We start from the raw sequence: 21,172 nt of genomic DNA, 5'->3' as shown, positions 1-21,172 counted from the left end.
CGTTGCGCGACCCCCTCGTTCCCGGTACTCTGCAAGATGCTGAATTTGCTTGACTTGGCCCCTGCCGACGCCGAACGCACCCTCCGGGAGTTCGCCACGGCCCACGGCGAGAAGCCTTTCCGCGGGAGCCAGGTCGTACCGCACCTCTGGCAGAAGCCGGTCGCGGGCTTCGACCAGATGACCGACCTGCCCAAGGCCTTCCGGGAACTGCTCGCCCAGCACTTCACGCTGCCGCGCCTCGCCTTGGCGACGCAGCAGACGTCCGTGGATGGCACGCGGAAGTTCCTCTTCCAGCTCGCCGACGGCCAAAGCGTCGAGACCGTCGCCATCCCGGACGGCGACCGGATGACGTTTTGCATCTCGTCGCAGGTCGGCTGCGCCCTCCAATGCGCGTTCTGCGCCACCGGCGCGATGGGCTTCGCCCGCCACCTCAGCGTGAGCGAGATCGCCGGACAGGTGCGTGAGCTGGCGCTGCTCGATCCCCCGCTCCGGGCCACGAACATCGTCTTTATGGGGATGGGCGAACCGCTGATGAACTGGAAGGCGGTCGAGCACGTGCTCACCATCCTCAACGACCCGAAGGGCTTCGGCATCGGGGCACGGCATATCACCGTCTCCACGGTGGGCGTGTTGCCGGGCATCGTCGCCCTCAGTCAGCGCAAGGAACAGTTCCGGCTGGCGCTGTCGATCCACGCGCCGAGCGATGCGCTGCGCGGCGAACTGATGCCGGTGAACATCAAGTATCCGCTCGCCGACGTCATCCGCGCGGCAGCGGAGTTCGACCGGCGCGTGACCTTCGAGTACGTGATGCTCGGGGGCGTGAATGACCGCCCCGAACACGCCGACCAACTGGCGAAGCTGGCGCGCGACTGCGGCGCGTTCGTGAACCTGATTCCGCTGCATCCCGGCGGGGCGATGGGCTTCACGCCGACGACGCCGGAAGCCATCGCCAAGTTCGCGCGGCGCATCCGCGAGCGCGGGGTCGAAGTGGCCATCCGGAAGAGCCGCGGAATGGACATCGCGGCGGCCTGCGGACAGCTACGGGTAGAACGCCTCCGCCGGCGGCCGCCAGGAACGCCCGAGCAGGATCGTGAGATCGAGGTAGCGTGAGGAGTCCGGGCGCGCCTCGACGCGCGCCCCGCCCAAGGCCTCGGCGGCGAGCTCGCCCCAGTCCATCCGACCCGAGCGAACCCACACGACTGTCGAGTCGAGCTGTTCGGGGGCGTTGCCGCTGCTGACCACATCGAAGCCGAGGTCGCGCAGCATCGCGGTGCCCCGCCGCGCGAGACCGCGGATGTCGCTGGCATTCAGGACTTCGATCTTGATGCGCACACTGTCGGGCACGATGCGCTCGAGCGCCGCCACCCGAGGGAGCGCCCCCGCCGATCCGCCCGGCCTGCGAATCTGCGTCCACGCGACATACCCGCTGACCGCTAACGCGACGACCACGAGCACCCAGCGGCCGCGCACGCGCATCAGCGAACCTGGTTCCAGAGGGTGACCGTCTCGGGGAACAGTGACTTCCCCTCGCGCACGATCCACTCGATGCGCATTCGCAGCACTTGGCGGAACACGCCATCGAAGTCGTGCACCAGATGGTCCGCAAGGAAGGCACGGTCCGCGCGCGCGAACTGCCGGCCCGGTTCGAGGAAGTCCGCCATATACAACGCGCGTCCCACCCTTCTCCAGCCCGCGTAGCCGACGGTATGCCAGCGGATGGCCTCAAGCACTTCGCTGCGCTGCTCGCCGTCCCGCTCGAGGCGCGTCGCGGCGGCCGGGCCGTGCAGCGTCTCCACCGGACGCGTCGGATCGTCCGCCAGCGCGCGCAGCGTCTCGGGTGACGCATCGCGCAGGGCATCGTGCCAGCGCCCTGCGTCGTGCCAGGCCTGCGCCTCGGCGGCGTCGAGATGCAACTGTGCCGCCCAGCGATCCAGCAAGGCCGTCACTCGCGCGATGTGCGCCAGGCGCTTCTCGCCGACTTCCGCCCACGGCGGCATTATGCCCGCGCTCATCCCGTCCTCGTCACGCGCTGTGTCAACACCGTGAGGCCGCCGACCACATCGCGCAAGGCAGTCGTTGCCTGTTCAAGGTCACGTAGCGCCTCGGCTTGTTCGGCCGCCGCCCCACTCACGCTGTGCAGCCCGCTGCGGTTGCGCGCGACGATGCCTTCGAGCCGCGTGAGCCGTTCGCGCATCCGCTCTACCTCGCGGCGCTGGTCCTCGGCCGAACTGGCGATGCGCGCTGCGTGCACGGCCGCCTCAGCGGTACCGTCCACGATGCGCCCGAGCGCCTCGCGCGAGCCGGCGCTACGCGCTTCGGCGTCCCCGACGAGATGCTCGCCACGGCCCATCAGTTCCGCCGTCTGGCGCATTTGCGCCTCGAAGTCCTGCAGCGCGCGTTGCGCCGCGTCGGCGGCCTGGCCACTCTCGTCGGCCAACGCGCGTACCTCGTCGGCCACGACAGCGAACCCCCTGCCCTCGTGTCCGGCCCGGGCCGCCTCGATTGCCGCGTTGAGTGCGAGCAGGTTGGTCTGCACCGCAAGCTCGCGGATCACCGCGATGAAGCCCGTGACCTCGCGCATCGTCTGCGCGAGCGTGCCGACGCGCGCCGTACTTTCGGCGGTGAAGCCCTTGGCGTCGAGGAGTTGCTGCAACGCCCCCTCCACGGCCGCTCGGTTCTCGGCCGCTGCGGCGCTCGCGTCCTTGGTACCGGTGTGCGCGGCTGTCGCGTCCGACGCGACGGCCCGCGTGCGGTCGCCCAGTGCGCGCATTGCGTCCAGTCCGTGCCGCAACTGCTCCGACTCTTCCACCAGGCCGTGTTCGATCTCTGCAACTGCGCGCACCACGGCATCGCCGCCACCGCGCAGGGTACGTGCCGATTCCGTTAGGCGCGTCACCTCGTCGGCCAGGCGCTCGACGGTGGCCACCAGCGGAGCGCGCAGGTCCATCAGATGGATCGTGGTCGCCATCTGCTGCGCGACGCGCTTCAGCAGCAGGCCCTCCTTGTTGCCGTAGGCGCCACGTTTCGGTGTGTCGAGCTCCAGCAGACCGATCAAGCGGTCACCGAAAGTCAGTGGCGCGACGGCACGCGAGGCGGCGCCCGCAAGCGGTCGCTCGACGCGCGGATCGCGATTGGCGTCGGGCAGCAAGAGCAGCACACCGGTGGTCAATGCCTCGCTGCGCAACGTGGCGCCATCTCGCGGCGCCGGCTCCGTAGGGTCGAGCACGCCCCTCCCGGTACGGTACAGCACCCTGGCCTCGCGTCCGTCCCAACGCAGCAACCGCAGTTCCTTCCATTCGAGCAGGCGATGCGCCATCCGCTCAAGGCGCTCAATCGCCGTGCCCAGCGACGCGTCGGCGGACACCGCCGCCTCCATCGCGAGCACGGTATTGAGCTCCTCGGCCGCGATGCTTTCCTCGAGGATCCGCTTGAGGAGCAGACCCGCGAAGCCCAGCATCACCGCCACGACGACCACGCCCATCGGCTCGAGCGACATAATGGCCGCGAGCATCACCGCCAGCACGAAGCTACTCGCGCCGAGCCCGATGACTTCGTAGCGCAGGATGAGGCTGGCCTCGTCGGCGGAAAGTTTGTTGCGCACGATGAGCGATAGGTACTGCAGGGTGCGGCTCAGGGCGAAGTGCACGACGACGAACACGCCGATGGCGGGCGCATCGGCGAGCAGGCCTTCGCCGCCCGTATGCATCGCCCCCCGTACCCACGCGAACCAGCCGTAGGCTGAGCCGAGCGCCAACGCCTCGCGCGACGCATTGATCCACGCCGGCAACGCGCCGCGCCCCAGCCAGACGCCGTCGGCCAGCGCAACTCCCAGCGCGACACCGAGTGCGGCCGCGGCTGGGCCCACCAGCAGGCTGCCGCCCACCGCGACCATCCCGAGGACGCCGACGAACGTGAACTTGGTGATCGGCAAGTGGAAGCGACGTGCCCCCGCAGCCGCGAGCACCAACCCCACGGTCACCCACGGGTGGCGAAGCCACCCGTCGTCGAGCAGGCACGCGAGCACGACGGCTGCCGTGCCGAGCGGCGGCGTTATCGCGCGGTAGACGCCGATGGCCCGCATCAGCCGTCGTCCCCGTCCATCGCCGCGCGCATCGCGCGCACCAACGCGAGCGCGGCCTCGACGCCGCGTTCGTCGGCGGTCTTCACCAACGCGGAGCCTACCACGACGCCGTCAGCGAGCGCGGCCACCGCGCGTGCTTGTGCCGGCGTCGAGATACCGAAGCCCACGCAGATGGGCAGGTCGCACACCGCACGTAGGCGAGCCACGCTCTCCGGCAGCGAACTGGCCACCCCCTGGTGCATCCCGGTCACGCCGAGTCGGCTGATGAGATACACGAAGCCGCGGCCGTGCGTCGCGACTTCGGCCATCCGCTCGCGGGGCGTCGTGGGCGCGGCGAGGCGCACGAACTCGAGCGGCCCGCCCCCGAGCCAGGCCTCGCGCTCGGGATCGGCCCCGACCGGCAGGTCGGTGACGAGCACGCCACTGACGCCCGCAGCCGCCGCGCGCGTGAGCGCGTCCGGCCCGGCTGCAATCAGCGGGTTGAGATAGCTGAAGAGCACCACCGGCACAGCGGGCTTGGCCTCGGCGATGATGGCCAATGTCCCCTCAAAAGTGACGCCTTGGACGAGCGCCTTCTGCGAGCTACCCTGGATGACGGGACCATCCGCCAGTGGGTCGGAAAACGGGACGCCGACTTCGATGACGTCGGCGCCAGCGGCCGGCAGTTCACGGATGAACCGCACCGACTCGTCCGGATTGGGATGGCCGGCCGTCACGTAGCAGACGAGCGCACGGCGCCCATCGGCGCGCAGCGCCTGGAAGCGTTCGGTCAGCACGGGCTCAGACGAAGTAGTCGCCGACACGGATGCCGTACCGGTCGGGATCCGCCGTCTTGATGATGGACTTCGCGAACGTGCCAGCCTCGTTCTTCTCGGCGAGGTCCACCAGCCGCCCCGGATGCTCAACGTTGCCGAGGTCGTCGCTGATGACGCGCACGATGGGCCGCGAGACCATTTCGGGAATCGGGTTGACGGCGTGCACGATGGCGAGTTCGAAGGAGTCGAGCACCACGAGCGAGCCCACCGGATAGATGCCGAGCAAGGCGACGAAGGCCTTCACGACGACGGGATCCATCCCGCGCCGCGGGTTATCGCGCATCTCCCGCAGGACCTCTGCCGGACTCAACGGCTGCGTGGTGTACACGCGGCGCGACGTCGCGGCATCGAAGCCGTCCGCTACCGCGACGATCTTGCTATAGAAACTCATCTCAGCGATGCGCAGCGACCGCGGATACCCGGTGAGATCGCGCTTCATATGGTGCTGGTACGCGACGAGCATCGAGCGGTATGGGAACTCCGAATGCTCGCGCAACTGGAACAGCGCCAACACGCCGAGCCAAGGATGGGCCATCACGAGGCGCCACTCTTCTTCGTCGAGCGCGTCGGGCTTCTGGATGACGTCGATCGGGACACGGGACTTGCCGATGTCGTGGAACAGCGCCGTGAAGCCGAGGTCGTAGAGCTGCAGGCGCGTGAGGCCGAGACGACGCCCGAGCGCAATCGAGAAGATCGCCACGTTCACGCAGTGGGTGAACGTATAGTCGTCGTAGTCGCGGATGGTCGTCAGGCCCACCAGCGAGGACTCGTCACTGAGAATCTGGTCGACGATGCCCTGCACCACGCGCTTGATCTTCTTGACGTTGGGGCTCTGCCCCATCCGCACCGAATTCAGCACTTCCTTCGTCGTCGTCACTGACTGCTGGTAGGTGCGCTTGGCACGCTCCTTCGACTCGCCCTCGTCGGCGGGGTTGTCGTCGCTGTCCGGCGGGGGGCCGAGCTCGAAGACGGTGACCTTGGTCTCGGTGAGCCGTGCGTTGAGGAGCTCGAAGCGCTCACCCGCGCCCTTGCCCTGCGGGTTGATCAGGAAGGACAGCAGCACCGTCCAGTCGCGCACGGTCGGGCGATCCGAGAAGCGCAGCACACCGACACCGGCATCACGGCAACGATTGAGCAGGAACGAGAAGCTCGTGTAGTTGTCGAGGTCGAGCTTCATCCGCGTGGCGTTGAGGAACAGGAATTCCCCGGCCAGCCGAAATTCGCACTCGCCATCGCCGTCGATGAGCTCGGCCGAGAGCTTGGTGAGGTCTTCGAGCCCCTTCTGCACCACCGCGTTCTCGATCGGGTACATCTTGAGGTTGCGTAGCGCCACATAGAACGCGGTCACCCAGGTGCGCCCGATGCGGCGGACCGTACCCTCGCCGAGGCCGGTGGCCGTCAGGGCCTGGGTATTGCGTGCGACGACGCCTTGCCGTCCGCCGGATGGCGTCTCGGTCACGCGGCACCTCCGGGCGAGGGCCCGCGCAGTGCGCGGGCGACGGCGTTGCGCACCACCACATCCTTGTCGTTCGCGGCCTTCTGCAGCGTGGTGCGGCTGGCGTCGGAGTTAATGCGCCCCAGCGCGATGGCGGCACACGCGCGCAACTCCGGCTCCTCTTTCTTGGCGAAGATGCCCGTCTTCGGATTGAGGATCGGATCCAACGTCGGGATGGCGCCGTCGCCGGCGATGGTCCCGTAGTACTCAAACAGTGCGATGCGCTCGGTGCGGTCCATATCCTTGGTCGCGCCCGACGTGACGATGGCTTGCACCTTCTGCAACGCCGGCCGATGCGTGCGCGCCGTCAGGGCGCGGATAACGGTGAGGCGGATCTCGCGTTCGGGATCCGTCAGCGCGGCCTCGAGCGCCGAGAGTGCGCCGGGCGTCCCGATATCCATCAACGCGGTGACGCAGGCGGTACGAATCGGACGCTCCGCCCCGCTCTCCAGGACCTCGCCAAGCGACGGGACCGCTGCGGCGGTGCGCATCGCGCCGGCACGCCGGATGGCTTCGCGGGCCACCGAGGTCTTGGCGTCCTTCACGAGGCGCACGAGTTCGGTCGTGTTGGACTGCGCGAGTCGCTCGGCGCTGGACTCGAGTAGCGGACGCAACTCGACGTTCTGCGAACGGTCAATATGATCAAGGATGGTGCCCAGCGCCGTCGGCTTCAGTTGCGCAAAGAGCTGTGCGAGATCTTCCTTGGCCGGCAAGCGGCTGGACTCCTCCAGCGCCTGGATCATTTGATTCAGCGCATCGGGGTGGCTGAGTCGGTCCGCCAACTTGCCCAAGCGCTCACGTTCCTGCGGACGCACCTCACGAGCGCGCTGCATCGCGCCTTCGAGTTCCTTGAGCAGGTAGGCCACGTTCGAGAACTGGCCGGCGGCCAGCATATGGATCACCAGCGCTTCGAGGTCGCCGGCGACCTCTTCGCGCACGAGTGGATCCACCTGCAACTCGAAGATGTCGAGAAGCGCCTGCAGCACGAGCTTGCGCAGGTCGAGCGCGTACTCGCGTTCGGTCTCCTGTCGCAGGTACTCAACTTCGTTCGGGTCGAGGAAGTACAGCGTTGAGTCGAAGTCGTCCATCGACACGATGCCGGCGGGCCGCGGTGGCTTGGCACCGTCGCCGGCTTCTCCGGGCCCTGCCTCCTCCTGCCCTTCGTCAATCCCCGCCCTGACCTCGGCGATGGCCCGCGTCGGGGGTTCGAAAGCTCTGCCGGCAGGCGCCGGCCAGCGCCCCGGCGCGGCATCCGGATCCAGCGGCGCCGACGGGTCGGCAAGCTCGATGTAGCGGTACTTCAGGCACTGGAAGTCCTGCTCCCACAGCAGCGTGAGCAGGTCATCCTGGTGGGCCTGTGCGTGACGCACCTTCGGGATGATAGCGAGGAAGCGCTCCATCTCCTCGTCCTCGAAGCCCGGGAGCAGCATCAGTTCGCGCAACCCATCCTTGAAGAGCAGCCACGGGAGGGAGTCGCCGCCCTTCTCCGGATGCGAGTTGACCGCGACACCGTACCATTTGAGGTCGGTGTCCGTCACCTGCAACACCAACGCGCCCATATGCTGCCAGAGCGGCGCGATGGCTGCTTTCGCAGCCGCCATCGCCTTCTGGTGGGTCGGGTTGTTCGGCAGGTACAGTTGGTGTGCCTTGATGGCTTTGTCGAAGATTCGGAATGCGTCCTCGACAACCGCCGGAGCGATGGGCGGGGCCTCGAGGGCTTCCTCGGGGGCGCTGGCTTGCGTCACGCCTGCCCTCCGTCGCGCCCGGCCAACAACTCCGCGACCTGGGCGACATCCTTATCCCCGCGCCCGCTCACGCAAAGCAGCACGCAGTCGTCCGCGTCGAAGCGTCCGGCCTGCTCGGCCAGCCACGCCACCGCGTGCGAGGTCTCCAGCGCGGGGATGATGCCTTCGAGCCGGCCGAGCATTTCGAAGCCCCGCAGCGCGGCGTCATCGGTGACGGCGACATACTCGGCACGCCCGCTGTCGCGCAGGAACGAATGCTCAGGACCGACGCCGGGGTAATCGAGCCCGGCGGAAATCGAATGCGCCGGATGCACCTGCCCGTCCGCGTCCTGCAGCAAGTAGCTCAAGGTGCCGTGCAGTACGCCCGGCACGCCCTTGGTGAGCGACGCCGAATGGCGCTCAGTCCCAAGGCCCTCGCCGGCCGCCTCCACGCCGATGAGGCGCACGGACGCGTCGTCGACAAAGGTGTGGAAGATGCCCATCGCGTTGGAGCCGCCGCCGACGCAGGCCACGACGTGGCTCGGGAGCCGGCCGGCCCGCTGCAGCATCTGCGCGCGGGCCTCGCGACCGATGATCGCCTGGAAGTCCCGAACCATCCGCGGGTACGGCGCCGGACCTACGACGGAGCCGATGATGTAGTGCGAGTCCTCGCAGGTGGCGACCCAGTCGCGGATGGCCTCGCTGGTCGCGTCCTTCAGCGTGCGCGTGCCGGCCGTGACGGGCACGACCGTCGCGCCCATCAGCCGCATCCGGAACACGTTCAGCTGCTGGCGCCGCATATCCTCTTCGCCCATATACACGACGCACTCGAGGCCGAGGCGCGCGCAGACGGTGGCCGTGGCGACGCCGTGTTGCCCCGCCCCGGTCTCGGCGATGATGCGCCGCTTGCCCATCCGTTGCGCGAGCAGGGCCTGGGCAAGCGCGTTGTTGATCTTGTGCGCACCGGTGTGGTTCAGGTCTTCGCGCTTCAGCCAGACCGGCACCCCGATGCGTTCACTGAAGCGCGGCGCCTCGGTAAGAATCGACGGGCGCCCGACGTAGGTCTCCAGCAGGTGCGTGAGTTCGCGCGTGAAAGACGGATCGGCCAAGGCCTCGGACAGCGCCTGCTCGAGCTGGTCGAGGGCCGGCACGAGCGTCTCGGGAACATACCGTCCCCCGAAAGCGCCAAACCGATCCGTCGTCACCGGCGTCATCGCACCTCGGTTCTGCGCACCGCCGCCACGAAGGCGCGCATACGGTCAGGGTCCTTGATTCCGGGCGCACGTTCGACGCCCGACGAGACATCCACCACATCCGGTGCCGCCGCGCGCACCGCCTGCTCGACGTTCTCCGGCTTCAGTCCACCGGCCAGCACGACCTGCCCCAGCCCCCGCAACCGCTGCACCTCGGGCGCCACCGCCGCCCAGTCGAGTGCCACACCGGTGCCGCCCAACCTGCCAGCGACCGCAGTGTCCAGCACGATTCCAGTCAATCCGTCGGCCACCCACAACGCCGGATCGGTGTCCGGACGCGCGGCATCAGGACGCACGTGAGTCACGCCCCACAGCGCCCCGCCGAACCGACTCCGCAATCCTATCCGCTGTGCTGTGTCTGCGCCATAGGATAGTTGCAGGACGTCCAACTGCGCCCGCTCGGCAATCGCGAGCAACTCATCCACCGGCTGCGCCGCCACCACGCCGACGCGTTTCGTCGGCGCTCCGGATGTCGGTGCGAGGACTTCGGCGGCGCGGGCGGGCGTCAGTTCGCGGGGACCACCGGCGAAGATTACTCCGACGTAGGCCGCACCCAACGCCACGGCCAGTTCGGTATCCTCGGGCCGCGTGAGGCCGCAGAACTTGATGTCAATCACGTGCCTGCCGCGGCACCGACGCCAGGGCCGCCACCGCTGCCGTCGCATCCGTGGACACAGACAGCACCGAACCGACCAACACCGCGTCCGCTCCGAGCGCCGCCGCACGGTCGACGCCGGCACGGTCGGTGACGCCGCTCTCGTACACGGCGATTCGGCCCGGCGGCACCTGCGGAATGAGCCGCGCCCCGACCTCGGGCTCGATGACCAGCGTCTCGAGGTCGCGGTTGTTGACGCCGATGACCGCACCCTCGACGGCGACGGCGCGCGCCAGCTCGGCCTCATCACGCACCTCGATCAGCGGCGTCAGGCCGTACGCCGTGGCCGCCGCAGCCAGCTCGGCCAATTCCTCCGGCGCGAGGGCACGCGCAATCAACAGCGCCGCCGACGCCCCGTACGCACGCGCCTCCATCAACTGGACGACCGCGGTGATGAAGTCCTTTCGCAGCAGCGGAACCGACACTGCCGCGCGGGCATCGCGCAGGTCGCTCAAGCTGCCGCCGAAGCGGCTCGGCTCCGTGAGGACGGAAAGCGCCGCCGCGCCGCCGTCGGCGTACGCGCGCACACGGGCTGACGCGTCGAGGGTGGCATCGAGCGTTCCCTTCGATGGCGAACTGCGCTTCAGCTCGGCGATGACCGTGACCGTCGGCCGTCGGAGCGCAGCAGCGAAGTCGGGGGCCGGCGGCGTGCCCTGCAGCAGCATCTCCAGCTCCGCGCGAGCCAGCGCACTCTCCCGGGCGCGAAGGCGCGACTGGGCCGTGAGTTCTCCCAGGGGCCCCCGAGGAGGCACCCACGGACGGGCGGCTTGTGCTTCGGGCAATGTTCGGATACCGTTACTTCGGGTCGTATTCGGGCGTCTTTCCCACGACGGGTTCCCGGCCCGCGACTTCCCACCCACCCGCACAGGGGCGATTGCGATGGCGCTCACCAAGGTCCAACGTCGGATTCTCGACTATCTCCAGAGCTACACCTCGGAACACGGTTTTGCGCCGAGCTTCGAGGAAATCGCCGAGGCGTTCAACTATAACTCGTTGGCCACGGTGCACGAGCACCTGTCCAACTTGGATCGCAAGGGCTACATCCGAAAATCGTTCAACGAGTCCCGGGCAATCGAGATCCTGCCGAGCGAGGTCTTCCCCAAGGCCATCGAACTGCCGATCCGCGGTAGCGTCGCCGCCGGGTTGCCGCTCGAGGCGTTCGAGTCCAGCGAGACGATCGCGGTGCCGGACGCCTTCGTCCGCCGCGCCGGCGACCACTATGTGCTGCGGGTCCGCGGTGACTCGATGATCGAGGACCAGATCAGCGACGGCGACTACGTCGTGGTCCACGACCGCCCCACCGCCGACAACGGCGAGATGGTCATCGCGATGCTCGAGGATGCCGGCGCCACCGTGAAACGCTTCTATCGGGAAAAGGACGGCCGCGTGCGACTGCAGCCGGCAAACGCCACGATGGAGCCGATTTACGTGCGGCAGGAAGACGTCCAGGTGAAGGGGATCGTCGTCGGCGTGATGCGGCGCTACTAGGCGGCGCCTCAGCGCCGGGACGCTGTCGCGCGACGCAGGCGGCCGAGCGCGTCCCACCCCGCCCCAGCCTTGAGGGCTTCGCGCGCCAGCGTCACGCCGGCCGCGAGGCCCTCGGCCTTTCCGGCCACGTAGATGGCCGCGCCGGCGTTGAGGACCACTGCCGCCTCTGCACCCGGCGGACCCTTGCCGAGCAGGACTCGCTCGACGACCGCGGCGTTCTGTGCCGGTTCGCCGCCTGCCAGGTCCGCCTGGCCAGCCGGCGCGAGCCCGACCTGCTCGAGCGAGAACTCGGAGCGTCGCACCGCACCGTCACGAATCTCAAGGATGGTGGTGGGCCCGAGCGGCGAGACCTCATCGATTCCGGGCGCGCCGTGCACGACCAACGAGTGGACCGTCCCCAGTTCGAGCAGCGCACCGGCGATGAGCTCGAGACGCGCCGGATCTGCTACGCCGATCACCTGCCGGCCCGCCATCGCCGGGTTCGCCAACGGCCCGACGAGGTTCATCACCGTCTGGATGCCCATTTCGCGCCGCACCGGACCGACGTGGCGCATCGCGGGGTGCATCGTAGGCGCAAACATAAAGACGATGCCAGCTTCCTCGAGCACCTCTCCCATCCGGTTCACGGGCAGGTCGATCGGCACGCCCAGCGCCTCTAGCACGTCGGCGCTGCCGGACTTCGACGTGAAGGAGCGGTTGCCGTGCTTCGCCACGCGCACACCGGCGCCGGCGGCGAGAATCGCCGCCGCCGTCGAGATGTTGAACGTCGTCACGCTGCCACCGCCAGTGCCGCAGGTGTCCACGAGCGAGTCCGGAGCATCCGCGACGAGCTTCGTCATCGCCGTGCGCAGCGCACGCGCCGCACCGGCGACCTCGCTCGCGCGCTCGCCACGCACCCGAAGGCCCATCAGCAGCGCAGCCATCTGGGCAGCCGACCCCTCGCCGCTCATCACGGCATCGAAGGCGGCTGCGGCGGCGGCGGCACTGAGCGTCTCCCCCGCGACGAGCTGCCGGAGCACCTGCTGCAGCACAGGACTGGTCACGCGGCACCCGCGAGGCGCTGCGACAACTGCGCCTCCGTGGCCACGAGCGAAATCACGAGGCCGAGCAGGCGGACGCGCTCGACGTCTTCTTCGACGAACAGCCCGCGTTGGGCGCGATTCGTGAGATTCACCACGCCGATCAGTTCGTCGTGCCGCACGAGCGGGAAGGAGATGAACGAGCCGGTCGTCAGGTATTCGTCCTTGAGCAGCGGGTGGCCGGCAGCCTCCTGCACGTCCACGACCAGCATCGGCTCGCGCGACTGCGCCACGCGCCCGGCGATGCCCTCTCCGACCTTGATGGTGTGGCCAAGCCGCACGTGGGGCGCGAGCCCGCGCGCCGCCGCCAGATACAGCGTCGCGGCGCCGGGCACGCGAAGGAAGATCGAGCAACGCAGCGCCTGCATATCGTCACCGAGCAGCGTCAGGAGACCGTCGACGAGCGGACGGGGAGCAGCCGTCGCGCTGGCCAGGCTCAGCACCTTGTCGAGCAGGAACAGGGTGCGCGTCCGTTGCCGTAACGCCTCCGACCGCCGGTGCAGTTCCACGTGCGCCTGCTCCAACTGGCCGATGCTCGCCGTCAGTTGCTGCTCGAGCACGGTCAACTGGCGGGCCGAGCGTCGCTGCTCCTCGGCGCGTCTGGCCTCCTCGCGCTCCCGCGCGAGCCGCGCGGAGGCGCTCTCCGCCTCGAACTCGCTGGTCTGGCGCTCCAGACGCTCCTCGAGTTCGCCGAGGCGCTGCATATAGTCCTGGTGGACGCGCTGCGTCACTGCCTCGAGCGTCCGGACGGCCTCGGCGCGGGCGTCGTGCTCGGCGAAACGCGCCACGGCGAGATCATAGAGCGCCGCCAGGGGCCCCAGGCGTTCCGTGACCTTCGTGCCGAACACCCGCTTCGGCTCGACCACCGCCAGAATGCCGATCAGTTGGCGCTCGTGGCGCACCCCTCGCAGCAACAGCGAGCCGCCGGCTTCCGGCTCGGGCAGTTTGAGCAGGCGAGCGTAGGCGGCTTCGTCTTCAGCCACTTCGACGAATGCACCGCCCTCCTGGACCGCGCGGAGCACGCTCGCGGGCAGTTGCTCGACGTTGGTCTCCATCGGCACGCGCTCGACTCGCCCGTCCACGGCCCGCAGCCGCTCCCGGATCAGGCCGCTGCGGGCATCGACACGCAACGCGGCCAGGGCCGTCTCGCGGTCGGACTCGGCCAGGGCCTCGGCCAACCGCACCAGCGCGTCGTCGGCGTTGGCGGCGGCGCCAAGGGCGTGCGCGAGTGCGGGGAGTGTGCGGGCGAGCATCGGAGAGGCGAAGCTTCGCCGGACGGCGAAACCGTGTCAATCGCGCGCACGTGCGTTCCTTGAAGGAGCTACCTGCTACGGGTTAGCTTTCTCCCGATGGCGGAACGCACCCTGCAGTTGGTCCTGCACTACGACGGCGCGGCCTTCGCCGGCTGGCAGGTGCAACCCGGGCAGCGGACCGTGCAGGGAGAGCTGGAACGAGTGTTGGAGCGGCTGTGCGCGGGACCGGTGCGGGTGACCGGAGCGGGGCGGACCGATGCAGGCGTGCACGCGCGGGGACAGGCAGCGGGGATCACGGTCCCGGCGCACTGGACGGCCCCGAAGTTGCGCCGGGTGCTGAACGAGCAGCTCGACGGCGATGTCTGGGTCGCTGCGGCGCACGAGATGCACGCCGGATTCCACGCCCGCTTCGATGCGACCGGTCGGCGCTACAGCTACACGGTGGGACTCGATGCGGAAGCCGGCTCGCCGTTTCGGCGGCGCTGGGAGCTTCCCTGGGATCGGGACCTCGACCGTGCCGCACTCGACTGGTGTGCGGAGCGACTCGTGGGACGGTACGCGTTCTTCGGCTTCGCGGTGCGCGGGACGGCGCCGGAGACCGACGATCACGTCTGCGAGGTCCGGCTGGCCCGTTGGCGCGCGGTTTCGCGCGACGACGTCCGGCAGCTGGTGTTCGACGTCGCCGCCAACCGCTTCCTGCACCATATGGTGCGGTTTCTCGTGGGGACGATGCTGGCCGTGGCCAGCGGGGCGCGCCCGCGCGAGGAGTTTGCGGCGCTCCTGCAGGCCACGGTGAACGACGAGGTCTCCCCGCCCGCGCCGCCGGCGGGGCTCTGCCTCGAGCACGTGGAGTATCCGCCGCACCTCTACCTCGACCCGCAGCCCGCGTAGATGCGTCTCTATCTCGCCAGCGTGAACCACACGGAGATCAGTTGGGCCGAAGCGGCCGGACTGCTCGACGGCATCGTCGCCACGCCGGCCGTGGTGTCGGCCGAACTCCCGCAGGCGGACCCGCGCGAGATCCTCGCCGAACTGGCCGAGCAGACGACGCGGCCGGTCTTCGCTTCCGTGGGCTCGCTCGAGGCGGACGCCATCGTCCGCGGCGGCAAGGACCTGCGCCGCCTCAACGAGCACGTGATCGTCGCTGTCCCGTTCGTCGAAGACGCGCTGCCCGCCATCCGCCGCCTCGCCACCGACGGCGTGCGCGTGGCGGCGACGCTGGTGCACTCCGTCGCACAGGGTCTGCTCGCGGCCAAGGCCGGCGCGGCGATGGTCGTCGTGCCGGTGGACGCGATGGAGGCGGTCGGCGAGCGCGCCGACGCGACGGTCGCCGCCCTCCACGATGCCTTCGCCCGCTCCGCGGTGGACTGCGACGTGGTCGTGGCCGGCCCGGCGAACGCGGCACGCTTCGCCGAGTTGGCGGGCGCCGGCGCCGACGCGGCCGTCGTGAGCCCTGCCGCGCTGCGATCCTTCCTGCAGCATCCGCTCACCGATCGCGGGATCGATCGCTTCTTGGTGGACGTCAGCCGGCGCGCGCGACCGCGCCGCAGCAAGTGAGCCGCGCGATGCGACTGCTTACCCTGGCGGGCCTGGCCGCGGCCGCGCTCGCCTGCCAAGGCGCCTCGCCCGAGACCTCGGTCGCGCAGGGCCTCCCGCCGAGCTCTTCGGCGCTGCCGGCGCCGAATCCGTCACCGGAGGCCATCAACACTTCGCGGCGCACGGCCATCACCGAAGCCGTCGCGCGCGTCGCACCAGCGGTGGTGACCGTCCAGACGGAGCGCGTCGAGCGCACCGCGGTGACGCCGTTCGACGCCTTCTTCGGCGTGCGCTCCGGCAACCAGGTGGTCCCGGGCATCGGCTCCGGCTTCATCGTGCGCGAAGACGGCATCATCGTCACCAACGCGCACGTCGTCAGCGGCGCCTCGCGTGTGCAGGTGGCGATGCGCGACGGCACCACCCACCCCGCCACCGTCGTGGGCGAGGACGAACTCAACGACCTCGCCGTCCTGCGCATCGATGCCAGGGGCCTCCCGACGGCCCCGCTGGGCAGCTCCCGCGGGATGCTGATCGGCGAGTGGGTGGTGGCCATCGGCAACCCGTATGGCTTCCTGCTCGGTAACTCGGAGCCGTCGGTGACGGCCGGCGTGGTGAGCGGCGTGGGCCGCAATCTCACCGGACGCGGCGACGGCCCCGGCGTCTACGTGGATATGATCCAGACCGACGCGTCGATCAACCCGGGGAACTCGGGCGGTCCGTTGATCAATGCGATGGGCGAGGTCGTCGGCGTCAACAGTTCGATCTACACGCCCTCGGGCGGCAGCATCGGGCTCGGCTTCGCCATCCCGATCGACCGCGCACGCCGCGTGGCCGAGGACCTCCTCGCCCACGGGAGCGTCCGTCGCCCGTGGATCGGCGTGAAGGTGCAGCAATCCGGTGCCTCGGCCGCCCGCGGATCGCTCAACTCGGGCGCGGTCATCGAGACCATCGTCCCCGGAAGCCCCGCGGCTGACGCCGACCTGCGCGCCGGCGACGTCATCATCCAGTCGCGCGACCGCACCATCCGCAATCCGTACGACTGGGAAGCCGAGCTCCTCGAGCTGCGCGTGGGCGAGACCGTGGACCTGACGCTGCGCCGAGGTTCGCGTGACCAGCGCGTCACGGTGCGCGTGCGCGACCTCCCGGAGGTGGGGGCCGAGCGCGTGGCCGTGCTGCGCGAACTCGAGCTCATCTCGCTGACCGCGGCAATCCGCGCCGAACGCGGCTTCCGCGCCGAACGCGGCGCGATGGTCGCGAAGGTGACGGAGCGCGTCTCCCAGGACCTCGGCATCCGCACGGGGGACTTGATCATCCAGGTCAACCGCACGCCGGTGACGGATGCCCAGCAGGCCGCGCGCGTGCTCGAGTACTACATCGGCCGTGGGCCGATCCGGATGTTCTTCGAGCGCAACGGCACCATCTATTCGACCGACTTCCGCATCCGATGAGCCACGCGACCTACCGCTCCCCGCTCGCTGACCGCTACGCCTCGCCGGCGATGCTGGAACTCTGGAGCCTGCAGACCCGCCACGGGCTGTGGCGCCGCCTCTGGCTTGCGCTGGCCGAGGCCGAGCGCGACCTCGGCGTGGCCATCCCCGCCGACGCCGTCACGCAGATGCGCGCGCACCTCGACGACATCGACTTCAACAAGGTCGCCGAGTACGAGGCCCGCTTCCGGCACGACGTGATGGCGCACATCCACGCCTTCGGTGACGTGGCACCCGCGGCGAAGGGCGTCATCCACCTCGGGGCCACGAGCTGCTTCGTCACCGACAACGGCGACCTCATCCAGATGAAGCGCGGCTTGGAGTTGCTGCGCGGACGCCTGGTCTCGGTCATCCGCGCGCTGGCCGGCTTCGCCGCGCAATGGAAGGACGAGCCGGCACTCGGCTACACGCACCTGCAGCCGGCGCAGCTCACCACCGTCGGCAAGCGCGCCACGCTCTGGCTGCAGGACCTGGTGCTCGACCTCGCCGATCTCGACCACCGGCTCGCCAGCATCCCGATGCGCGGCGTGAAGGGCACCACCGGCACGCAGGCCAGCTTCCTCGAGCTTTTCGGTGGTGACCACGCCAAGGTGCGCGAGCTCGACGCCCGTGTCTGCAAGGCGATGGGCTTCCCGGGCTCGATTCCGGTCAGCGGCCAGACGTATTCGCGCAAGCTCGACCAGCAGGTACTCGACGTGCTCGCCGGCATCGCCGCCAGCGCGGCGAAGTTCGCCAGCGACCTGCGGATGCTGCAGAGCTTCGGCGAGATCGAAGAGCCCTTCGGCAAGGACCAGATCGGGTCCTCGGCGATGGCCTACAAGCGCAACCCGATGCGCTCCGAGCGCATCAACTCGCTCGCGCGCTTCGTGCTCAGCATCGCCGGCACGGCCAACGACACGCACAGCGTGCAGTACTTCGAGCGCACGCTCGACGACTCGGCGATCCGCCGCATCACGATTCCCGAAGCCTTCCTCGCGACGGACGCCATCGTCATCCTGCTCGAGAACATCGTGAGCGGGCTCGAGGTGCATCCGGCGCGCATCCGGGCGCGCATCGCCGAGGAGCTGCCATTTATGGCAACCGAAGCGCTGATCGTGCGCGCCGTGAACGCCGGCGGCGATCGGCAGGCGGTCCACGAGGTCATCCGCGTGCACAGCATCGCCGCCGCCCGCGCGATGAAGGACGAGGGCAAGCCCAACGATATGCTCGAGCGCCTGGCCAAGGACCCCGCCTTCCCCGTGCCGAGCGAGGACCTGGCCGCCGTCACGGACGCGACACGCTTCGTCGGGCGTGCGCCGCAGCAAGTCGAGGAGTTCCTCGCCGAAGTGGTGCAGCCGATCCTCGTCGCCGCGGGTGAAGCCGCGCCGGCGAAGGCCGAGATCCGCGTATGACGTCACTGCTCGTCGGCCAGACCTCCCTGCCTCTGCCGCTGGTGCGGCGCGGCAAGGTCCGCGACGTGTATGCGCTGGGCGACGAGCACGTGCTGCTCGTCGCGAGCGACCGGGTCAGCGCCTTCGACGTCGTGATGCGCGAACTCGTCCCGTACAAGGGCGCGGTGCTGACGCAGCTCACGGCCTGGTGGCTGCAGCAGTTCGCCGGCGAGGTGGAAAACCACCTCGTCACCTGCGACGTGGAGGAGATTGTCCGGCGCGCCCCGGGCATCGCCCTGCACCGCGACGAGCTGGCCGGCCGCGCGATGCTCTGCGAGCGCACCGATGTGTTTCCGGTGGAGTGCGTGGTGCGCGGTTATCTCGCTGGGTCGGCCTACAAGGAGTATCGCGAGTCGGGCACGCTGGCAGGCGAGCGTCTGCCGAGCGACCTCAAGGAGAGCGCGCGCTTCGAGCCACCGATCTTCTCGCCGGCGACGAAGGCCGAGTCTGGCCACGACGAGAACATCACGGTCACTCGGATGGCCAAGCAACTCGGCGCCGACGTCGCCAGCGAACTCGAGCGGCTGGCGCGCCTCGTATACACGCGGGGCCGCGAGCTTGCCGCCACGCGCGGCATCATCATCGCTGATACCAAGTTCGAGTTCGGGCGAGCTGCCGACGGCCGTATCCTGCTGATTGACGAAGTGCTCACGCCCGACAGTTCGCGCTTCTGGCCGGCCGAGCAGTGGGCGGAAGGCAGCGCGCCGCCGAGCTTCGACAAGCAGCCGCTGCGTGACTGGCTCGCCGCGGAACGCTCGGCCCGCCGCTGGAACGGCGAGGCTCCGCCGCCGACGTTGCCGGACGAGGTCGTCTCGGCGACCAGCCGTCGCTACCTCGAAGCCTTCGAGCGCCTCACCGGCGCGCCGCTCGACCTCACCCAGCTGCCCTGACTGCGTGCAACTCTCTCGCGACGCCTTGATGCTGGTCCTGGTGCTGCTGGCCGTCGCCGGGGCGGGCTTCGCGACGGCGCTGCTGCGCCGCTCGTGGACGCTGTGGCTGCTTGCCTTCGCCGTCACGCTGGGCGCGCTCGGCGTCGCCTACGTCAACCAACCGCGTGGCAGTGTCGCCGCCGCCACAGGAGTGTCCCGATGACCGCCCCCCGTCGCCGGTTCCCACGCCCGTCGTTGGTGATGCTGCCGAACGGCTTCACGCTGGCGAACCTCTTCTTCGGTATCTTCGCGATCGTCGCGGCCTCGCGCGGCCAGCACGTGCAGGCCGGCTGGTACATCGTCTTCGGCGGCTTCTGCGATATGCTCGACGGCCGCATCGCCCGCGCGACCAACACCGGCTCGGCCTTCGGCGAGGAGCTCGACTCGCTGGTCGACGCCATCTCGTTCGGGCTCGCGCCGGCCCTGATGATGTACTTCGCCGTGCTGCGCCACGGCGGCTGGGACTGGATCCTCGTCTTTCTCTACGCTGCCTGCGCGGTGATGCGCCTGGCGCGGTTCAACGTCGAGTCGGCGGGCAAGGCCAAGTCGTACTTCAAGGGCCTCCCGACACCCGCCGCCGGCGGTACGCTGGCCACCTACTACTGGTTCAGCCAGACCTCGCTCTACAACGAGACCTTCATCGGCAACTGGCCCTGGGAGACGATCCTGCGCTTCCTGATGGCCGGGCTCGCGTTCCTGATGATCTCCAACGTGCCCTACCCGGGCTGGCCGCGCTTCACCTTCCGGACCATCCACGGCACGGCCGCGATCCTCGTCTTCGTCTCCAGCATCTTCGCGCTGTTCTTCCTGCCGAAGGAGTTCTTCTTCCCCCTCGGCGTGCTCTACGTGCTCACCGGCCTTGTCCTCGCGATCGTGCGCGGTGTGCTCGAACTCCCCTCGCCCTTCGACGAGCCGGATGAGCTCGATGCGGACGGCGTGCCATTCGCAGAGGAATCCCCGAAGTGAAGTCGTTCCGAGTCACCGTCCATATCGTCCCGCGCAAGGGCCTGCTCGATCCGCAGGGCAAGGCCGTCACCGACGCACTGCACACCCTCGGCTTCGCCGCGGTGAGCGACGTGCACGTCGGCCGGCACCTGGTCATCGAGACGTCCGCGAAGGACGCCGCCGCCGCGGAGCAGGCCGTGCGCGAGATGTGCACCCGCCTGCTCGCCAACCCGGTGACCGAAGATTACGAGATCGCCGCGGTGACGGCCCGATGAAGGTCGGCGTCGTCTCCTTCCCCGGCTCCAACTGCGACGAAGACGCGCTGCTCGCCATTGTCGAGCGCCTGCACGAGCAGGCGGTGATGCTCTGGCACAAGGACCACGACCTGCAGGGCGCCGACGTCATCATCCTGCCGGGCGGCTTCTCGTACGGCGACTACCTGCGCTCGGGCGCGATCGCGCGCTTCTCGCCGATAATGCAGGAAGTCGTGGCGCACGCGAAGCGCGGCGGCCCGGTGGTCGGCATTTGCAACGGCTTTCAGATCGCCTGCGAGGCGGGTCTGCTGCCGGGCGGCCTGATGCGCAACACCTCGCTGCAGTTCCGTTCGATGCCGGTGACGCTGCGCGTCGAGAACACCGAGACGGTCTTCACGGGCAAGGCCCGCAAGGGCCAGCTCCTGACGATGCCCATCGCCCACGGCGACGGCCGCTACACCGCCGATGCGGAGACGATCGCTCGCCTCGAAGGCGACGGGCAGGTGGTGTTCCGCTACGTGAACGCGGCGGGCGAGCCCACCGCCGACGCCAATCCCAACGGCGCCACGAACAACATCGCCGGCGTCAGCAACGCCTCCGGCAGCGTCGTCGGGATGATGCCTCACCCCGAACGCGCCCTCGAACCCCTGCTCGGCTCCACCGACGGCCTGGTGCTCTTCGAGAGCCTCCTCGCCGCCGTGAACGCCTAACCTCGCGCTCCTTCCGTCATCCGTCTTCCGTCATCCGT

General features: G+C 69.3%; 22 protein-coding genes. 11 read left to right on the top strand and 11 right to left on the bottom strand.

All coding sequences use genetic code 11. The features are described 5' to 3' along the window. Positions 1 to 36: 36 nt before the first annotated feature. The gene (rlmN, locus tag KF689_06130) at positions 37 to 1,110 is read left to right on the top strand and encodes a 23S rRNA (adenine(2503)-C(2))-methyltransferase RlmN (GenBank protein ID MBX3132948.1); all 1,074 of its coding nucleotides are present in this window, start codon (positions 37 to 39) and stop codon (positions 1,108 to 1,110) included. On the opposite strand, the gene KF689_06125 is transcribed toward rlmN, so the two are convergent. From KF689_06125 to KF689_06085, 9 genes are read right to left on the bottom strand one after another with little or no spacing between them, the layout of a single operon-like run. Next, a complete protein-coding gene (locus tag KF689_06125; GenBank protein MBX3132947.1) occupies positions 1,039 to 1,476 on the bottom strand; it encodes a LytR C-terminal domain-containing protein in 438 nt (145 codons plus the stop codon). The two genes, rlmN and KF689_06125, sit on opposite strands and share 72 nt — an antisense overlap. Further along, positions 1,476 to 2,012, bottom strand: a complete 537-nt coding sequence (locus KF689_06120) for a hypothetical protein (GenBank protein ID MBX3132946.1) — start codon at positions 2,010 to 2,012, stop codon at positions 1,476 to 1,478. Before KF689_06120 ends, KF689_06125 begins: the two co-directional genes overlap by 1 nt. Next, positions 2,009 to 4,081, bottom strand: a complete 2,073-nt coding sequence (locus tag KF689_06115) for a hypothetical protein (protein ID MBX3132945.1) — start codon at positions 4,079 to 4,081, stop codon at positions 2,009 to 2,011. Before KF689_06115 ends, KF689_06120 begins: the two co-directional genes overlap by 4 nt. Next, positions 4,081 to 4,857: a tryptophan synthase subunit alpha gene (gene trpA, locus KF689_06110; protein MBX3132944.1), complete on the bottom strand. Its 777-nt coding sequence runs from the start codon at positions 4,855 to 4,857 to the stop codon at positions 4,081 to 4,083. The genes KF689_06115 and trpA overlap by 1 nt, the downstream gene beginning before the upstream one ends. 4 nt (positions 4,858 to 4,861) lie before the next feature. Further along, entirely contained in the window at positions 4,862 to 6,355 is a 1,494-nt protein-coding gene (locus KF689_06105; protein ID MBX3132943.1) for an HD-GYP domain-containing protein, read from the bottom strand. Beyond that, positions 6,352 to 8,136: a HEAT repeat domain-containing protein gene (locus KF689_06100; protein MBX3132942.1), complete on the bottom strand. Its 1,785-nt coding sequence runs from the start codon at positions 8,134 to 8,136 to the stop codon at positions 6,352 to 6,354. The genes KF689_06105 and KF689_06100 overlap by 4 nt, the downstream gene beginning before the upstream one ends. Then, the gene (gene trpB, locus KF689_06095; GenBank protein ID MBX3132941.1) at positions 8,133 to 9,329 is read right to left on the bottom strand and encodes a tryptophan synthase subunit beta; all 1,197 of its coding nucleotides are present in this window, start codon (positions 9,327 to 9,329) and stop codon (positions 8,133 to 8,135) included. Before trpB ends, KF689_06100 begins: the two co-directional genes overlap by 4 nt. Next, positions 9,326 to 9,985 (bottom strand): phosphoribosylanthranilate isomerase, encoded by a 660-nt coding sequence (locus KF689_06090; protein ID MBX3132940.1) that lies wholly within the window; start codon positions 9,983 to 9,985, stop codon positions 9,326 to 9,328. Before KF689_06090 ends, trpB begins: the two co-directional genes overlap by 4 nt. After that, positions 9,978 to 10,775, bottom strand: coding sequence for an indole-3-glycerol-phosphate synthase (locus KF689_06085; GenBank protein ID MBX3132939.1), 798 nt, complete (start codon positions 10,773 to 10,775; stop codon positions 9,978 to 9,980). Before KF689_06085 ends, KF689_06090 begins: the two co-directional genes overlap by 8 nt. Before the next feature lie 127 nt (positions 10,776 to 10,902). On the opposite strand from KF689_06085, the gene lexA reads away from it, so the two are divergent. Beyond that, positions 10,903 to 11,511: a transcriptional repressor LexA gene (lexA, locus tag KF689_06080; GenBank protein ID MBX3132938.1), complete on the top strand. Its 609-nt coding sequence runs from the start codon at positions 10,903 to 10,905 to the stop codon at positions 11,509 to 11,511. A gap of 8 nt (positions 11,512 to 11,519) precedes the next feature. Here the strand turns inward: lexA and trpD are convergent, their stop codons facing one another. Next, positions 11,520 to 12,554 (bottom strand): anthranilate phosphoribosyltransferase, encoded by a 1,035-nt coding sequence (gene trpD, locus KF689_06075; protein MBX3132937.1) that lies wholly within the window; start codon positions 12,552 to 12,554, stop codon positions 11,520 to 11,522. After that, on the bottom strand, positions 12,551 to 13,843 hold the full coding sequence (locus KF689_06070; GenBank protein MBX3132936.1) for a GAF domain-containing protein: 1,293 nt from the start codon (positions 13,841 to 13,843) through the stop codon (positions 12,551 to 12,553). Before KF689_06070 ends, trpD begins: the two co-directional genes overlap by 4 nt. A 96-nt stretch (positions 13,844 to 13,939) precedes the next feature. On the opposite strand from KF689_06070, the gene truA reads away from it, so the two are divergent. The 9 genes from truA to purQ are packed head-to-tail and all read left to right on the top strand — an operon-like array spanning position 13,940 to position 21,134. Beyond that, positions 13,940 to 14,734, top strand: a complete 795-nt coding sequence (gene truA, locus KF689_06065) for a tRNA pseudouridine(38-40) synthase TruA (GenBank protein ID MBX3132935.1) — start codon at positions 13,940 to 13,942, stop codon at positions 14,732 to 14,734. Then, on the top strand, positions 14,735 to 15,400 hold the full coding sequence (locus KF689_06060) for a hypothetical protein (GenBank protein ID MBX3132934.1): 666 nt from the start codon (positions 14,735 to 14,737) through the stop codon (positions 15,398 to 15,400). Between the two features lie 8 nt (positions 15,401 to 15,408). After that, complete coding sequence (locus tag KF689_06055; protein MBX3132933.1) at positions 15,409 to 16,827, top strand: trypsin-like peptidase domain-containing protein; 1,419 nt, start codon at positions 15,409 to 15,411, stop codon at positions 16,825 to 16,827. After that, positions 16,824 to 18,257: an adenylosuccinate lyase gene (locus KF689_06050; protein ID MBX3132932.1), complete on the top strand. Its 1,434-nt coding sequence runs from the start codon at positions 16,824 to 16,826 to the stop codon at positions 18,255 to 18,257. Before KF689_06055 ends, KF689_06050 begins: the two co-directional genes overlap by 4 nt. Continuing rightward, positions 18,254 to 19,186 carry a phosphoribosylaminoimidazolesuccinocarboxamide synthase gene (locus KF689_06045; GenBank protein ID MBX3132931.1) on the top strand — a complete coding sequence of 311 codons (933 nt, stop codon included), beginning with the start codon at positions 18,254 to 18,256 and terminating at the stop codon, positions 19,184 to 19,186. The genes KF689_06050 and KF689_06045 overlap by 4 nt, the downstream gene beginning before the upstream one ends. A 4-nt stretch (positions 19,187 to 19,190) precedes the next feature. Further along, positions 19,191 to 19,388: a hypothetical protein gene (locus tag KF689_06040; protein ID MBX3132930.1), complete on the top strand. Its 198-nt coding sequence runs from the start codon at positions 19,191 to 19,193 to the stop codon at positions 19,386 to 19,388. Then, positions 19,385 to 20,191, top strand: a complete 807-nt coding sequence (pssA, locus tag KF689_06035) for a CDP-diacylglycerol--serine O-phosphatidyltransferase (GenBank protein MBX3132929.1) — start codon at positions 19,385 to 19,387, stop codon at positions 20,189 to 20,191. The genes KF689_06040 and pssA overlap by 4 nt, the downstream gene beginning before the upstream one ends. After that, positions 20,188 to 20,445, top strand: coding sequence for a phosphoribosylformylglycinamidine synthase subunit PurS (gene purS / locus KF689_06030; GenBank protein MBX3132928.1), 258 nt, complete (start codon positions 20,188 to 20,190; stop codon positions 20,443 to 20,445). The genes pssA and purS overlap by 4 nt, the downstream gene beginning before the upstream one ends. Continuing rightward, a complete protein-coding gene (gene purQ / locus KF689_06025; GenBank protein MBX3132927.1) occupies positions 20,442 to 21,134 on the top strand; it encodes a phosphoribosylformylglycinamidine synthase subunit PurQ in 693 nt (230 codons plus the stop codon). Before purS ends, purQ begins: the two co-directional genes overlap by 4 nt. The last annotated feature ends 38 nt before the right edge of the window (positions 21,135 to 21,172 follow it).

Source organism: Gemmatimonadaceae bacterium (assembly GCA_019637355.1).
Lineage (GTDB): Bacteria > Gemmatimonadota > Gemmatimonadetes > Gemmatimonadales > Gemmatimonadaceae > Pseudogemmatithrix.
The sequence above is the reverse complement of the archived record's forward strand: the minus strand, read 5'-3'. Positions and strand labels throughout refer to the sequence as shown.

What these genes read in the sequence shown, in the direction of transcription:
- KF689_06070 (MBX3132936.1), bottom strand. Translation starts at nt 13,843, where the DNA reads ATGCTCGCCCGCACACTCCCCGCACTCGCGCACGCCCTTGGCGCCGCC.
- KF689_06120 (MBX3132946.1), bottom strand. Translation starts at nt 2,012, where the DNA reads ATGAGCGCGGGCATAATGCCGCCGTGGGCGGAAGTCGGCGAGAAGCGC.
- KF689_06060 (MBX3132934.1), top strand. Translation starts at nt 14,735, where the DNA reads ATGCGTCTCTATCTCGCCAGCGTGAACCACACGGAGATCAGTTGGGCC.
- rlmN (MBX3132948.1), top strand. Translation starts at nt 37, where the DNA reads ATGCTGAATTTGCTTGACTTGGCCCCTGCCGACGCCGAACGCACCCTC.
- truA (MBX3132935.1), top strand. Translation starts at nt 13,940, where the DNA reads ATGGCGGAACGCACCCTGCAGTTGGTCCTGCACTACGACGGCGCGGCC.
- pssA (MBX3132929.1), top strand. Translation starts at nt 19,385, where the DNA reads ATGACCGCCCCCCGTCGCCGGTTCCCACGCCCGTCGTTGGTGATGCTG.
- purQ (MBX3132927.1), top strand. Translation starts at nt 20,442, where the DNA reads ATGAAGGTCGGCGTCGTCTCCTTCCCCGGCTCCAACTGCGACGAAGAC.
- KF689_06055 (MBX3132933.1), top strand. Translation starts at nt 15,409, where the DNA reads ATGCGACTGCTTACCCTGGCGGGCCTGGCCGCGGCCGCGCTCGCCTGC.
- KF689_06050 (MBX3132932.1), top strand. Translation starts at nt 16,824, where the DNA reads ATGAGCCACGCGACCTACCGCTCCCCGCTCGCTGACCGCTACGCCTCG.
- KF689_06045 (MBX3132931.1), top strand. Translation starts at nt 18,254, where the DNA reads ATGACGTCACTGCTCGTCGGCCAGACCTCCCTGCCTCTGCCGCTGGTG.
- lexA (MBX3132938.1), top strand. Translation starts at nt 10,903, where the DNA reads ATGGCGCTCACCAAGGTCCAACGTCGGATTCTCGACTATCTCCAGAGC.
- trpB (MBX3132941.1), bottom strand. Translation starts at nt 9,329, where the DNA reads ATGACGCCGGTGACGACGGATCGGTTTGGCGCTTTCGGGGGACGGTAT.
- KF689_06115 (MBX3132945.1), bottom strand. Translation starts at nt 4,081, where the DNA reads ATGCGGGCCATCGGCGTCTACCGCGCGATAACGCCGCCGCTCGGCACG.
- KF689_06125 (MBX3132947.1), bottom strand. Translation starts at nt 1,476, where the DNA reads ATGCGCGTGCGCGGCCGCTGGGTGCTCGTGGTCGTCGCGTTAGCGGTC.